This window comes from Acetobacterium sp. MES1 (assembly GCF_002237635.1).
In the GTDB taxonomy this organism is placed as follows: Bacteria; Bacillota; Clostridia; order Eubacteriales; family Eubacteriaceae; genus Acetobacterium; species Acetobacterium wieringae.
In genome coordinates this window covers 22,093-36,761 of sequence record NZ_MJUY01000012.1, presented here as the reverse complement: position 1 = coordinate 36,761, position 14,669 = coordinate 22,093, and the positions used below count along the sequence as shown (strand labels likewise).

Genomic DNA, 14,669 nt, shown 5'->3' with positions numbered 1-14,669 from the left:
ATCGGAGTAAAGATGAAAACCAAAGAATTAAAACGCATTGTCAAGCGTTTGATGAATGATAAAAAATATCGAAATATGACGTTCGATCAATTATCGGATTTTATCGGTTTGTCTAAAAAGAAGGATCGCCAGATGCTGTCCCATGTGTTAAAAGAACTGGAAGTCAAATGTAAGGTCGAGAAAGACGGCAACGGCACTTACAAAAAGGGCAATGGTGCTCCTAAAATCGTTGGGGTGCTGCGGGGCAACCAGCGGGGCTTTGGTTTTGTTATTCCGGATTACTCGATTTTCTCGGAAGATGTTTTTATTCCCGAGAAGGCCCTCCATGGCGCTCTGGACATGGATACTGTCTGGGTGCGCCTAACGTCTAAACCGGGAGATAAACGACCAGAAGGAGAAGTGGTCGAAATCATTGCCCGAGGACATCAGAAAATTATTGGCCGTTATCAAAAAGGCAAGGGCTTTGGTTTTGTGGTACCGGATAATGATCGCCTTTGTAAGGATATTTTTATTCCCGAACGGCGGGGTCGAAAAGCTGTAACCGGCGATAAGGTGGTCACCCAGATCGTCTCCTGGTCGGAGACTGGTAAAAATCCCGAAGGCGAGATCCTGGAAATTCTTGGTAATGAAAGCGAACCGGGGATTGATATCCTCTCAGTCATTAAAGAATATGACATCCCGATGGATTTCTCCAATGACGTGGAGCGGGAAACCAATCAGTTAAGCGACCGGATATCGGAGAGTGAACTGGAAAAACGGCGGGATCTGCGGGACCAGCAGATTTTTACCATCGATGGAGATGATGCCAAGGACTTTGATGATGCCGTTTCGCTAACCCAAACAAAAGATGGTAATTTTTTGCTGGGGGTGCACATTGCTGATGTCAGCCACTATGTCCGGCCGGGCAGTGCCATTGATGAGTCCGCCCTGGAACGGGGCACCAGCGTCTATGTGGTCGATCGGGTAGTGCCGATGTTGCCGTTTAAGCTTTCCAATGATGTCTGCAGTCTGGTGCCCAACAAGGACCGACTGACTTTCAGTTGTGAAATGGAAATCAATAAAGATGGCCAGGTAGTGCGCTATGATATTTTTAAATCGGTGATCTGTTCCAAGGCACGGATGACCTATAAAAAGGTTAATGCGCTGCTGGCCGACCGGATCGATGAAGCCGCTGAGCTAAAACCCTTTCGCAGTGAACTGGTGTTAATGGAGGAGCTGCATGAAATTCTGCGGGTCAAGCGCCGCTTAAACCGGGGGGCAATTAATTTTGATTTCCCTGAAGCCAAGATATTACTGGATAATCATGGGTTTCCTGAAGAAGTGATCATTGATGAGCGGTTGATTTCTCACCGCATCATTGAAGAGTTTATGCTGGTCTGCAATGAAACCATCGCCGAGCACGTCTCCAAACTGGATGCACCGTTTATTTTTAGGAACCATCCCGAACCTCACCCTGAAAAGCTGGTCGCCTTTCGCACCTTTATCAATCGCTACGGCTTTAAGCTGGGGAAAAACGACGATCAGGTACCTTCCGGTCACGACTTTCAGCAGTTGGTAGTAGATATTGAAGGTAAAAATGAAGAACGGGTGATTACCCTGCTGATGCTAAGGACCATGCAACAGGCCGTTTATGAAGGCCGTAATCTGGGTCACTATGCCCTCGGGGCAAGCTTTTACACCCACTTTACTTCACCGATCCGTCGCTACCCGGATCTTTTTGTCCACCGCTATCTGGCCAAGGCGATGACTGGAAAAATCAATAAAAAATCATTGGATTATCTGGAGAAAAATATTGATGCGGTGGCCAGCCACGCATCTGAAACAGAGCGCCGGGCGGAGAACATCGAACGGGAAATCACCAAGCTCAAGATGACCGAGTACATGACCCGCCATCTTGGTGATGAATTTACCGGGCGGATTAGTGGGGTTACCTCCTTTGGCTTTTTTGTTGAACTGGAAAATACCATCGAAGGTCTGGTGCGGCTGGCAGATTTAAAGGATGATTATTATAACTATGACCCGGATCTGCATCAGCATATTGGGGAACATCGGGGAAAGATATTTAGATTGGGCCAGGAAATCAAAATAAAAGTGGCAAAAGCTGACGTGAGTTCCAAACAAATTGATTTTGTACCTATGGATTAATTAAGGAATCCGTGTTATAATGTGATGCTAGAGAAGAAACAGAGGAGTTGCGTATGGGTGAGACTATTAAAATTGTGGCCAAAAATAGAAAAGCACGTCATGATTTTACCATCGAAGATACCTATGAGGTGGGCCTGGTTTTATCAGGGACGGAAGTGAAATCGATCCGGGCCGGAAAAGTCAGCCTGAAGGAAAGTTTTGCCGATATCCACAACGGCGAGGTTTTCGTTTATCAGATGCATATCGATCCCTATGAGCAGGGGAATATTTACAATAAAGACCCGCTGCGCATCCGAAAGCTCTTGCTTCACAAACAGCAGATCCGAAAACTGATCGGGCTGAAGCAACGGGAAGGCTATACTCTGGTACCACTGAGTCTGTACTTTAAGGATGGCCGGGTTAAAATGGAACTGGCCCTGGCTAAAGGTAAGAAGCTTTATGACAAGCGACATGCCATTGCCGAGCGGGATTCCGACCGGCGGATTCAAAAAAGTATGCGGCATAATGGCTAGTTATTATTTGGGGGTGTACTGGTTTCGACGGGGGTTTTGAAGCTTGAGTAGCGAGTCGATGTTGCCAATCATCGTTAAAAATGGCGCATAAATATAAACGCAAAAACAGAAAAAAGTTACGGGTTAGCTTTAGCAGCGTAATTCGCTCTAAAGTTTAATACTAAGACTTCGCAGCATAATTAATGCTGCACGCCTCCCAACTCAACCTGTGGTTTTGGGTTTCGGCGTTCATTGAAGCAGGGAACCGTTTTTGGTAGTGTCTCGCACCATTAACGATCAAGAGGCTGGTTCCACTTTTTCTATGTCATTGGAGAAAGAGGGGAATAAGAAAATAAACAATGACTGCACTCGGAGAAGCTCCTGTGAATGGACTTTCGGACAGGGGTTCGACTCCCCTCACCTCCACCAAATAAGAATATAGATTTTGATACAATAAAGGCCGCCTTGTGATGAGGCGGCTTTTTTCTTTTTTGGTAGAAATGGCTTAGTGATGGGGTTTGAGAGCTAATGCGAATTTGATGAAAATGAAACGGTTGGTAGTCGGAATTTGAAGTGATCGGCCAAATGTTGAAAAGTTTCGAACTAGAGCAGGGGTGTGCAAAAGGGTGCATTTTCTAAAAGGGGTGTGCATTTGAAATTAAATAATTGATATATTTTCGAGTACGTACCAGGCAGTTTGAAATAATATAAATTCTCTATAATCTCTGAATGGACTTGAAAATATTCCTCCAAAGGAATATACTTTAAGGGTAGATGTTATGGTTAAACAGGAGGATAATTATGGAACTTTTAACTACGACAGAAATGGCTGAAAAATGGAATATATCTCGGCGACGTGTTACGACTCTATGTAGGGAAGGACGCATACAAGGCGCTATTTTAAGAGGGAATACTTGGTTAATCCCAGATGATGTAAAAAAACCGGAAGATCCTAGGCGTGTCCGGAAAATGGGACAGATGGAAGAATAAAATAAAGACAAGAATAGAAAAATGGGGGGTTTCTCAATGGCAACAGGCACGACTAATGTGGGTTTTGAGGAGCAGTTATGGCAGGCTGCTGATAAGTTACGTTCAAATATGGATGCTGCCGAATATAAGCATGTAGTTTTAGGTTTGATTTTCCTAAAGTATGTGTCGGATTCTTTTAAAGAAAAATTCGATCAGCTAAAAGACGAAGGTTATGGTGATGAAGAAGATCGAGATGAATACATCGCTGATAATATTTTCTGGGTTCCAAAGGATGCGCGATGGGAAAACATAAAAGCGCATGCTACAAGTACAGATATCGGTGAAATAATCGACAAAGCTATGGAAGAAATCGAAAAAGAGAATGGTTCTTTAAAAGGCGTTCTAACAAAGAATTACTCCCGTCGAGAATTGGATAAGACTCGACTTGGTGAATTAGTGACTTTATTTACAAATATTGACGTTGGAACAACCGCAGCGCAAGAAAGAGACGTACTGGGTAGAGTATATGAATATTTTTTAGGTAAGTTTGCATCAGCAGAGGGCAAGTTGGGTGGAGAATTCTACACACCATCATGTATTGTGCGCACTCTGGTAGAAATGATTGAGCCTTTTGAAGGGCAGATTTTTGACCCGGCTTGTGGATCAGGTGGTATGTTTTGTCAATCAGCTCGTTTTGTAAAAGAGCACCGAGGAAATATTAGAGATATCTCAATATTTGGACAAGAGAGCAATCCTACTACATGGAAGCTCGCAAAAATGAATCTAGCGCTTAGAGGACTTGAAGCAAACCTTGGAAAGCATAATGCAGACTCATTTCATGATGATCAACATAAAACTTTAAAAGCGAATTATATATTAGCAAATCCACCATTCAATATTTCAGATTGGGGCGGTGAGCGTTTAAAGGATGATATCAGATGGAAGTATGGCGTTCCACCTACTAATAACGCGAATTACGCCTGGTTACAGCATATGCTTCATCATTTAAATCCTGTTGGAGGTGTCGCCGCTACTGTATTGGCTAATGGTTCATTAAGTTCCAATACATCAAATGAAGGTGAAATTAGAAAAAATATGATCAATGGCGATATTGTAGAATGTATTGTTTCTATGCCTGGACAGCTTTTTTATTCCACAGGTATTCCGGTTTCTCTTTGGCTTATGAGAAAGGGAAAAACAGATGAAGCAAAAGGAAAAATACTTTTTATAGATGCACGTAATCTTGGATTTATGGTTGATCGTAAGGTTAGAGAACTGTCTGAAGATGATATTCAAAAGATTGCTTCGACATATCAGAATTGGAGGCATGGAAATGATTATGAAGATATCCGGGGATTCTGTAAGTCTGCAACTTTAGACGAAGTGGCAGAACAGGATTATATTCTTACTCCTGGCAGATATGTTGGTATAGCAGAGTTGGAAGATGATGGCGAGCCATTTGATGAAAAAATGACAAGACTTACTACAGAGCTATATGATTTGTTTGAAGAATCACATGAACTGGAAAATGAAATTTGTAAAAAGCTTGCCGCTATTGGCTTTGGTAAATAAGATAAATTATGATTTATCGGACCTATGGAAAGGTGTGTGTTAAAAATATGAAATTAAGGGAATTGGTAAATCGGAAGATTGGATATGGTATAGTCCAACCTGGGTCTAGTTGTGATGGAGGCATTCCAGTAATAAAAGCAGGGAATATTATTGCGGGTCTTAATGACGTATCGCAGTTAAACACTACGGATCCTGAAATTGATGCTAAATATAAAAGAACAAAATTGCAAGGCGGAGAATTGGTAGTGACAATTGTGGGTTCGGTAGGAAAAACTGCAATTATTCCTCTGGATTTTGCTGGATGCAACCTGGTGCGCGCAACGGCTTTAATTGATATTGTGGATAAAAACGATGCGCTATGGATCAAGTATTTCATTGATTCACCTGCAGGGCAAAATTATATTGATCAGAATTTAAATACTACAGTTCAACCTACATTGAATATAAAATCTTTGGAAGAGATGGATATTCCAATGCCTGATAAAGATACGCGGGATAAGGTTGTTCAGCTGTTAGGGGGAATTGATTTAAAAATAAGAGTAAATGAAAAGATAAATAGGAATTTGATGGACCAAGCTGTTGCTATTTTTGGTGAGATGATATGGTCACAAGAAAAGAATGGTACAATTGGCGATTACTGCACTGTGAAGTCTGGTTTTGCATTTAAAAGCTCATGGTGGACTGATAAAGGAGTTAAAGTAATCAAGATTGGAGATATAAATCAAGATAATTTGAATCTAAATGCTTGTTCTTGCGTTGATGATGACAAGGTTGAGAAGGCTTCAGGTTTTATTGTAAAAGCTGGAGATTTAGTAATTGCAATGACTGGTGCAACAATAGGAAAATTTGCAATGATTCCTGAAAGAAAAGAAACAATTCTTGTAAATCAACGTGTTGGTAAGTTCTTTTTAGGAGAGGAACCATTAAAGAAAGTTCCATTTATTTATTGCACATTAAAACAGGATGAGGTATATAGCGAGGTTATCGGAAGGGGCCAAGGCAGTGCTCAACCAAACATTAGTGCAAGTGATGTTATGACTATTCCTTGTGTAATTCCAGTGCAGGATGAAATCAATAAATTCAATGAAATTACTGAGCCGATATTTACAAGCATTTTAAAAAATCAAAATGAAAATAAACAGTTGGCTAACTTAAGAGATAGCTTACTTCCAAAACTAATGTCTGGAGAACTAGACGTTTCTAATTTAGATATCTAGAACGATAAATTTTAATTTATGGAGGAACTGATAGTGGAAAAAAATATAAGTGACTACTTGTTTAACGCAGGTAACTTTGTGATCAGCACAGCGAGAGAAGTTGTACAAAAACATGAAGATGAAGTTGTTAATGAAGAACGAAATACTGGAGCGGGGATTCTTACTGAAGCATTGCTCGAAGCAAAGGTTATGGAAGATGAGATTATTCGATTGATTCAGAAGTATTATGGTTTGAGTGAAATAGACGCCGAGGAACTTATGATTTCGGAAAGAACCATAAATATACCATGTCAGGGATTAGAGACATATCTCGTACGTTCAGAAGGATATACAAGAGATGAAGCTGTGGATTTCATTTTCAAAGAGAATATTCCAAATATCTTAAGAGAAAACAAAGAATTTTGGAAACTATCACCTGAAAAATTATTATTAAAGGTAAAAAAGACACGATAGAATGATTGTAAAATAACTCGAAAAACTTCAATATTGAAAGGGTGGGAAAGTTATGTCGATTAATGAGGATACATTAGAACAAGCTATAATTTCCGAGCTTCAGGAAAAAGGCTATGAATATTTATATGGTCCAGACATCGACCGAGATTATCATGAGGTAATTTTGGAAGATTGCTTTCGAGCTTCAATGCTAAATATAAATCCTGGTATAACCCAAGAGATTATTTCTGAAACCTATAAGGAAATTAAAAACTTAGGCCTTTTGAGATTGGAGGACCTGAATGCATCCTTCCATAAGTATATCGTGGAAGGAGTGTCAGTACCATACCAGAAGGATAAGGAAAACCGCACATTCACTGTAAAACTAATAGATTTTGACAATCCATCTTCAAATGATTTTAAAGTCATAAATCAATACACAATCATTGAATATAAGAATAAACGTCCGGACATTTTAATATTCATCAATGGAATTCCTATGATTCTTTTCGAATTAAAAAATATGGGCAATGATAATACCACTGTAGAACAAGCATACATGCAAGTTAAGAATTATCAGCTGGATATTCCTACCTTGTTCAATTACAATGCTTTCAATGTTATTAGTGATGGGATTGATACTAGGATTGGTACTATTACCTCTGACTATACTCGTTATATGGCATGGAAGTCAGAAGACGGTGAAAAACCCGCTGAGAATATGACGGATTTTTTTACAGTAGCGCTTAACGGGATGTTTTCTAAAGAACGTTTGTTGGATATTATCCGTAACTTTATTGTGTTCCAGGATATTCAAGGAAAGACTGTAAAAATATTGGCTGGTTACCATCAGTACTTTGCTGTGCGTAAAGCGGTGGAAAGTACTAGAAAAGCATTAAAAGAAAAAAGTCGCAAAGTCGGAGTTATCTGGCATACCCAAGGCAGTGGTAAAAGTCTTTCTATGGTATTTTATTCCGGCATTGTTGTAAGTGATCCAGAATTTAGGAATCCGACAATCGTTGTACTTACTGACCGTAACGATTTGGATAATCAGCTCTTCGGAACTTTTAGTGCCAGCTCAAAACTGCTCCTGCGTCAGACACCAAGACAAGCAGAAAGTAGAGATAACCTGAAGGAACTTCTAAAAGTTAAAGCTGGAGGAATAGTGTTTACAACAATCCAGAAGTTTGAAGAAAGTGATGACATTATCAACGATCGTAGTAATATCATCTTCATGGCGGATGAAGCGCATCGTTCTCAGTATGGCATGGAAGCTAAACTTGATAGAGAAACTGGTGAATGGAAATATGGGATGGCAAAACATATGCGCGATGCGCTTCCTAATGCTACTTTCATTGGTTTCACTGGAACGCCTATCGACATGAAGGATAAATCCACGATAGAGGTCTTTGGTAAATACATAGACATCTACGATATGACACAGGCGGTGGATGATGGTGCAACCGTACCGATTTATTATGAAAATAGAACACCAAAGCTTAAACTTAATGAAGATATACTGAAAAAAATAGATCGAGAGTACGCAGTTTTAGCTGGAGAGTCTACGGAAATTGAAATTGAAAAATCAAAAACGGATCTTTCAAGCATCGAAGCAATTGTAGGATCTAAGGATCGTTTGAATATGTTAGCTGATGATATCATTGCTCATTATGAGGACCGTCAATATGTTTTGACGGGTAAGGCTATGATTGTTTGTATGACTCGACGTATAGCAATCAATTTGTACAAGACACTATTAGCGAAACGTCCTGAATGGGATAAAAAAGTTAAGGTTGTTCTTACGTCGAGCAATCAAGACCCAGAAGATTGGCATGACATAATAGGAAACAAAGCATATCGAGATGGCTTAATGATTGAATTCAAAGATAACAACAGCGAGTTCAAGATTGCTATAGTTGTAGATATGTGGCTAACAGGATTTGATGTTCCATCCATGGCAACCATGTATATTGATAAACCAATGAAGGGCCATACATTAATGCAGGCAATAGCTCGCGTAAATAGAGTATATAAAGATAAAGAAGGTGGGCTAATTGTAGATTACATTGGCATGGTGGCAGAGCTAAAGGCTGCTTTGAAACAATACACCAGGCGTGATCAGGATAAGGTGCCGGATCTTGGAATTGCATATTCAATTGCGATGGCAAAACTGGAAGTTATGCGTGATATGTTCTATGGCTTTGATTACATCGCTTTTTTTGGAGAATCCGATGTAAAGAGGTTGAAAATAATCGCTGATGGGGTAGAATTTGCTCTTGGATTTGAAGAAGATGAATCGAAGGAGTATATTAAAGAAGCGACAGCACTCAGTCAAGCAGAAACACTTTGCCGTAGTCTTATGGATGAACACGATAAAAAAGAAATTGAATTTTTTAAATGTGTAAAGGCTGGACTTTGTAAAGTTGGTGGCAAAGGTAAAATTACATCCAACGAGATTAATGCTCGCATTATGAAAATGGTTGAACAAGCTATTGAACAGGATGGTGTGGTTAATATCTTTGAACAATCTGGGCAGAAAAATCCTGAGATCTCCTTATTGTCAGATGAATATATGGCTCAAGTGCGCAAAATGAAGCATAAAAATATAGCTGCTGAAATGTTGCGAAGCCTGTTAGAAGATAACATTCGAGTGTTCGCAAGAACAGGTGTTGTAAAGGCACAGCTTTTTTCAGAAAAAATGCAAGACGTACTAAAAAGATACAATAATAGAATGATAACAAGTGCAGAGGTCATTGAGGAGCTTCTAAATCTTTCTAAGGAAATGACAGAAGCCTATGCTGCAGGTGATGAGAAAGGCTTGTCACCGGAGGAGTTAGCATTTTATGATGCACTTGTTGCTGATCCAGAAGTATTAAAAAATATGGAAGATTCCAAACTTGTTGAGATGGCCCACGAATTGACGACACTTATTCAAAAAAGTAGGACTGTCGATTGGGATAAAAAACAATCAGCGCGAGCTTATATGCGCACTCAGATTAAGCATCTGTTACGCAAATATAAGTATCCGCCTGACCAAGCAAAAAATGCAATTGATACAGTTATTAAACAGGCAGAACTCATGAGTGTAAATATGGTGGTATAAGTGGCATCAACAGTACTGAAGTTGTTAATTTGAGCTGTTATGATGATTTGTTTTCAAAAAATGATTCTGTTAAAAACGATATATATATATATTGGTGGTGTAAGAAGAATTGATTATTCCCGACAGACTGAAGATGTTTGTCGGGTTTTTTATTTTATCCGACTATGCAGATTACAACTCCTAATGGAAGAAAGTGACTGTTGCTAGAAATTAGATATTTCAAAAAAAAGAAATTATATTTCAAATAAATGAAATAACGTATTGACACAAAGAAAAATATAAATTATAATTAATCCATAATTATGAAATATTATTTCTTCAATATGAAATGGAGGGTGAAGAATGTTAGAATATGTACATTATACTGTTCCAAATTCCGAAGAACTTAGAGAGCAGATAAACAAAGTTAAAGGTGATCGTTCGATGGCCACCTTTGCCGATGACATAAAAAGAAGTTCACCAAGTGTAAAAGTTAGCGCTCCTACACTATCAAGAGCTTGTAACTGGACCGGAGGGAACCCAGTGAGTATTGAGCTACTAGAAGCAATAGCTAAAATTGCAGATAAAGATTCTGGGGTTACATTCGAGACTCTAGTAGCTGCTAATGGAATGAGATCAAAGAATGAAGATAGTCAATTATCCAAAAGAGACTTAGCGTTTAGAAGACGTGAGTTCACATTGGAATATGAGAGAAACGCTGGAATGATCATTCAAAGTGAAATTACTAGTAGGGGATATATACTCAGAACCCTTAGTAGAATCTATAGTGGATATTCTCTTCATGGATATAAGAATCAGCAGGATCGAGTATTTCCAAGAAATTATAGTTTTGGATTTTCTGTAAGCGGAATGTCTCCTTATAGCATATGGAAGTTTGGACTTTGTTCTTCAAGATTAAACGACGAAGCGAATGAAAGCGTTATCGAAGCTCATGTTGGCAATTACATCAATAAAATTGCATCAGTGTTTGCGAGCGACAGCTTTGAAAGTGATTTATATGAAAGTGAAAAGTATTCTTTTGTTTTTGTTGATGAGAAAGTATATGAGACTTTCTTAAATCGTATTAATGCTCATGGCTTATTGGTCAATGGTCTTATTACTGCAGTATTGGTAGATTTAGATGAATTTTGTGTTATGGAAGAAACGCAGCTTAAAAGGTATGACGGTGCTGAAGCGAGTTCTTTTTTTAAGGTTACGATTCAACAGGATAGAGATGATATGGAACTGTTCGAACCAATAGATTTTGATGATGAGGAGGATCTATAGATGGGTGGAGAAAATCAATGTGAAAATGCACGTGTGATTACAACGCATGGGAAAAGGAAGAATCAAGGAAAACTTGCGATTGTTAATGATCAGTTGGCACTATGCTATACAGAAGGTCAGGATGAGCAGGTGGTGGCATATACACCATTAAGTGAAATAATAAAGATATCATGTAGGGTGCTACCAAGATATCAGTTAGATTTTTAATATAACGCGTTATCGTCGAAGGCGTACGATACAGTAATAAAATAGAATTTTATACCTGCTCGTGCAGTTCGAATGCGTAACCGGCCGGGGTAGATAATAGGAATACCATTATGTGGTATTATGCTGTTGATCTATCCTGGCCTTTTTATCGTTTTATGAGAAAAACTGAGGAGGATAGTAATTTTATTTTACGATGCTGTTCTTTTTTTTGATTAGAATACGACTTTTGTGAGCAAATGAACGTATATATTATGTAAAGAGTTTTTTTAGAAAAGGTAGTATCTATGTCAAAATCGATGTGATTTTGTCAATATCGTTTTGAAACTTCCCAAAATAAACGGTAAAAATTACCCATTAGCATCGTTCGATTCGTTTTCATATAGGCTGACATCATAGAAGCCAGCCTTTTTCTTTTCCCTGATCCGATAGCTGTCGCCTTTGATATTGATCGTTGTGGAATGATGCAGCAGCCGATCCAGGATCGCCGTTGCAACGACGTTATTCCCAAACACATCACCCCAACTACCGTAGGACTTGTTGGAAGTCAGAATGATTGAGCCTTTTTCATAGCGATTGGAAACAATCTGAAAAAAGTAATGAGCCACTTCATCATCCATGGCCGCATAGCCAACTTCATCAATAATCAGGATATTGGGTTTATTCAGTGTTTTAAGTTTGCGATGAATGCGCCCGGAAACAATATTTTCCTGAATCATTGAAATCAGTTCATGTGCACTGAGAAAATAAGCGGTATAGCCACTTTTGATCGCACAAACCGCCAAACCTACGGCCAGATGAGTTTTGCCAACGCCGGGCGGGCCCAAAAATACGACATTTTCGGAACGTTCCACAAAGGCGAGTGTTTTCAGTTCATTTATCTTACGCTGATTGGCACTGGGCTGGAAATCAAAGTCAAATGAATCGATGGCCTTGATATAGGGAAATTTTGCAAGTTTCAAGTTCGTCGTAGTTGTCCGTTCTCTTTTTGCATCAATTTCTGCCCAAAGCAGCTTGTCCAGGAACTCCAAATAGGATATACTATCCTTGGAAGCTTCTTCAGCATGGTGGTCATAAACAGCGGCCATATGCGTGAGATTCAGACGATCAAAAGCTTCCTTCAGGTGATGGGTTACCATGTGGACACCTCACTGACTAAAGAATCATAGACTGCGAGCGGTCTTTGATGCACTTTGGGCGATTGTTCTGGAATCATAAGCGGTGCTTTGCGGGCTTTGGCTTTATGATTTTGACTGTTCAATCCTTCAAAGTGCTTTTTCATTTTTTGGACCTGATGTTTTTGAGCCGGTTTCCGGTAACATTCAATTAAGGTACCGGTTTCATCATAGATTTCAATCGTTCCATTGCTCAGATCCCGCACACCGACACGGTGACCAACAAAGCGGAAGGGAACGGAATAATAATTGGACTGATAACTGATCATGCAATCGTTCATGACTTTCCGGCTGACCAGATCCACAGCAAGAAACGGTTCGGTGTTCATCGGCTTCAGCTGTTCTTCCTGCAGGATTTCACGGGGTATTTTGTGAATCGTCTGATGTAGCCGGGTGTTGCATTTCGTATCAAGCCAGAGCCGGGCCTGATCATTGAGTTCGGCCAGATCTGAAAAGCTTTTGATTCTTGGCCAGAAATTGCCGCGTACATATTGGACCCCGCGTTCCACCTTGCCCTTGGAACGGGGCAGATAAGGCCGATGCCGAACCGGAATAAAATGGTGATGCTCGGCAAATCGCAAAAATCGCTGATTCCATTTATCGTTGCCGGTTTTGTGACTGTGGGCAACAACAGTTTTCATATTGTCATACAGAATGCTCTCTGTTACACCACCAAAATAGGCAAATGCCCGTTCATGGCAACCGATTAATGTGTCAAATTTCGAATTCTCCGTGAACTCAAGATAATAATTTCTGGAATGCCCTAAAACCATGATGAATGCATACAATTTCTTGAGCTTTCCATCGGGCATCGTGACAACGAATTCTCCCCAGTCAACCTGGGCCTGTTTGCCAGGGGGCGTTTCATAGCGGATTGATGCTTTGGCTAACGCTTTTTCACGATATGGTTTCATAAATTCCCGAAGAATCGTCATTTTTCCCTGGTACCCGTCGGCTGCAATTTCATCAAAAATCACAGCGGCATTGACACAGCCTTCATTCATTCGTTCCAGAATATAATCTTTAAACGGATCAAGCTTTCCTTGCCGAAACTGACGTTTCCGATATGCTGGCGGTTCGTTACGCTTAAGCCAATTGCTGACCGTTTTTCGATCAACACCCATTTCTTTGGAAATCTGCATGATTGACATTCCCTTGTTTTTTAAACCTTTGATCATGTAATATTCCTCCATTGTTATCATTCGGTTGTCCTCCTTATATTTAGAAGAAACATACCGTGTTTTTGGGGAATTTTCAACCGTTTATTATGGGTATTTTAACACCGATTTTGACAATTTCAAAAAATATTTCAAAAATGTGGAGGTTATTAATGGAAAGAATACATGATTGCAAAGGTCGTATGGCCTGTATGGGAAACGTAAAAACAGGTCTCTTGGAAGTGCTTCATAAAAAACATAGAACTAGTGCGACAATTCCTAATGGTGGAATTTTTAAAATTGAGCGAGAAGATGTAATAACGATAGTTACACGGATGAATGATAAATTTGAAATTCAAAGCTATGAAAAGATCGTATAAACAACAGAAATTTTTTTAAACAAAGAGCTGCTAGACGGCCAGGATGAATGCCCATTTTATGGGTGTTTCCTGGCCGTTTTTATTTTTAAAATTTATTTCTAAATAGGCAAAGAACCTGCCTATTTAACTTTTATACTTTAAACATAGAGCAAAGGAAGGGGGTGAGATAGCGATGGGGCCAAATGAACGACGCATAGAGATCATAGAAACCTTATGCCATAGAAGGCATGAAACGATGAACAACTTGGCGTTTGAGTTTGGCGTCAGCATCAGGACCATTCGAAATGATGTTGACAGTCTATCGCTCTCTTATCCTCTGGAAACAATCCGTGGTCGTTATGGCGGAGGTGTGAAAGTGGCTGATGGTTTTTACATAAACCGGAAGTACCTGAAACCTGGACAACAGGAATTGCTGGAACGGTTAAGCCCGCAACTGTCCAGTGATGACCTCGCTGTCATGAATAGTATTTTAAAGGATTTTGCTCTAAAAAATACGGAATAACCCCAATAAAGAAAGGATTACTAACGATGAAGAAGATATTTATTTGCGCCACTTGT

At 39.6% G+C, this 14,669-nt stretch carries 13 protein-coding genes and 1 other RNA gene; 12 read left to right on the top strand and 2 right to left on the bottom strand.

What is annotated here, in order from left to right; translation table 11 throughout:
- The first annotated feature begins 12 nt into the window (after positions 1-12).
- The 10 genes from rnr to BI182_RS03790 all read left to right on the top strand — a co-directional run bounded on the left by rnr (position 13) and on the right by BI182_RS03790 (position 11,402).
- Positions 13-2,145: a ribonuclease R gene (gene rnr / locus BI182_RS03835; RefSeq protein WP_070372028.1), complete on the top strand. Its 2,133-nt coding sequence runs from the start codon at positions 13-15 to the stop codon at positions 2,143-2,145.
- A gap of 53 nt (positions 2,146-2,198) precedes the next feature.
- On the top strand, positions 2,199-2,657 hold the full coding sequence (gene smpB / locus BI182_RS03830; protein WP_148638283.1) for an SsrA-binding protein SmpB: 459 nt from the start codon (positions 2,199-2,201) through the stop codon (positions 2,655-2,657).
- Positions 2,658-2,666: 9 nt separating this feature from the next.
- Positions 2,667-3,065: a transfer-messenger RNA gene (gene ssrA, locus BI182_RS03825) on the top strand.
- A gap of 372 nt (positions 3,066-3,437) precedes the next feature.
- Positions 3,438-3,626 (top strand): helix-turn-helix domain-containing protein, encoded by a 189-nt coding sequence (locus tag BI182_RS03820; protein ID WP_286805669.1) that lies wholly within the window; start codon positions 3,438-3,440, stop codon positions 3,624-3,626.
- A gap of 36 nt (positions 3,627-3,662) precedes the next feature.
- Complete coding sequence (locus BI182_RS03815; protein ID WP_286805668.1) at positions 3,663-5,177, top strand: class I SAM-dependent DNA methyltransferase; 1,515 nt, start codon at positions 3,663-3,665, stop codon at positions 5,175-5,177.
- A 47-nt stretch (positions 5,178-5,224) separates the two neighbouring features.
- On the top strand, positions 5,225-6,394 hold the full coding sequence (locus BI182_RS03810) for a restriction endonuclease subunit S (RefSeq protein ID WP_286805666.1): 1,170 nt from the start codon (positions 5,225-5,227) through the stop codon (positions 6,392-6,394).
- Between the two features lie 33 nt (positions 6,395-6,427).
- Positions 6,428-6,847 carry a hypothetical protein gene (locus tag BI182_RS03805; protein WP_286805664.1) on the top strand — a complete coding sequence of 140 codons (420 nt, stop codon included), beginning with the start codon at positions 6,428-6,430 and terminating at the stop codon, positions 6,845-6,847.
- 52 nt (positions 6,848-6,899) lie between these two features.
- Positions 6,900-9,929, top strand: coding sequence for a type I restriction endonuclease subunit R (locus BI182_RS03800; protein WP_286805662.1), 3,030 nt, complete (start codon positions 6,900-6,902; stop codon positions 9,927-9,929).
- Positions 9,930-10,271: 342 nt separating this feature from the next.
- Positions 10,272-11,195 carry a hypothetical protein gene (locus tag BI182_RS03795; protein ID WP_286805661.1) on the top strand — a complete coding sequence of 308 codons (924 nt, stop codon included), beginning with the start codon at positions 10,272-10,274 and terminating at the stop codon, positions 11,193-11,195.
- The gene (locus tag BI182_RS03790; RefSeq protein WP_286805659.1) at positions 11,196-11,402 is read left to right on the top strand and encodes a hypothetical protein; all 207 of its coding nucleotides are present in this window, start codon (positions 11,196-11,198) and stop codon (positions 11,400-11,402) included.
- A 347-nt stretch (positions 11,403-11,749) separates the two neighbouring features.
- Here BI182_RS03790 and istB read toward each other — a convergent pair whose 3' ends face one another.
- Both istB and istA read right to left on the bottom strand, forming a co-directional pair.
- Entirely contained in the window at positions 11,750-12,538 is a 789-nt protein-coding gene (gene istB, locus BI182_RS03785; protein ID WP_228881953.1) for an IS21-like element helper ATPase IstB, read from the bottom strand.
- A complete protein-coding gene (gene istA, locus BI182_RS03780) occupies positions 12,532-13,776 on the bottom strand; it encodes an IS21 family transposase (RefSeq protein WP_286805657.1) in 1,245 nt (414 codons plus the stop codon). The genes istB and istA overlap by 7 nt, the downstream gene beginning before the upstream one ends.
- Positions 13,777-13,904: 128 nt before the next feature.
- Between istA and BI182_RS03775 the strand changes: the two genes are divergently transcribed.
- A complete protein-coding gene (locus BI182_RS03775; RefSeq protein WP_286805656.1) occupies positions 13,905-14,111 on the top strand; it encodes a hypothetical protein in 207 nt (68 codons plus the stop codon).
- Positions 14,112-14,283: 172 nt separating this feature from the next.
- Positions 14,284-14,613 carry an HTH domain-containing protein gene (locus BI182_RS03770; RefSeq protein WP_286805654.1) on the top strand — a complete coding sequence of 110 codons (330 nt, stop codon included), beginning with the start codon at positions 14,284-14,286 and terminating at the stop codon, positions 14,611-14,613.
- The last annotated feature ends 56 nt before the right edge of the window (positions 14,614-14,669 follow it).

Bases quoted from the DNA above. Each gene is read 5' to 3' on its own strand.
- BI182_RS03810 (WP_286805666.1), top strand. From the start codon at position 5,225: ATGAAATTAAGGGAATTGGTAAATCGGAAGATTGGATATGGTATAGTC.
- BI182_RS03795 (WP_286805661.1), top strand. From the start codon at position 10,272: ATGTTAGAATATGTACATTATACTGTTCCAAATTCCGAAGAACTTAGA.
- BI182_RS03770 (WP_286805654.1), top strand. From the start codon at position 14,284: ATGGGGCCAAATGAACGACGCATAGAGATCATAGAAACCTTATGCCAT.
- BI182_RS03790 (WP_286805659.1), top strand. From the start codon at position 11,196: ATGGGTGGAGAAAATCAATGTGAAAATGCACGTGTGATTACAACGCAT.
- istB (WP_228881953.1), bottom strand. From the start codon at position 12,538: ATGGTAACCCATCACCTGAAGGAAGCTTTTGATCGTCTGAATCTCACG.
- BI182_RS03800 (WP_286805662.1), top strand. From the start codon at position 6,900: ATGTCGATTAATGAGGATACATTAGAACAAGCTATAATTTCCGAGCTT.
- istA (WP_286805657.1), bottom strand. From the start codon at position 13,776: ATGATAACAATGGAGGAATATTACATGATCAAAGGTTTAAAAAACAAG.
- rnr (WP_070372028.1), top strand. From the start codon at position 13: ATGAAAACCAAAGAATTAAAACGCATTGTCAAGCGTTTGATGAATGAT.
- BI182_RS03820 (WP_286805669.1), top strand. From the start codon at position 3,438: ATGGAACTTTTAACTACGACAGAAATGGCTGAAAAATGGAATATATCT.
- BI182_RS03775 (WP_286805656.1), top strand. From the start codon at position 13,905: ATGGAAAGAATACATGATTGCAAAGGTCGTATGGCCTGTATGGGAAAC.
- BI182_RS03815 (WP_286805668.1), top strand. From the start codon at position 3,663: ATGGCAACAGGCACGACTAATGTGGGTTTTGAGGAGCAGTTATGGCAG.
- smpB (WP_148638283.1), top strand. From the start codon at position 2,199: ATGGGTGAGACTATTAAAATTGTGGCCAAAAATAGAAAAGCACGTCAT.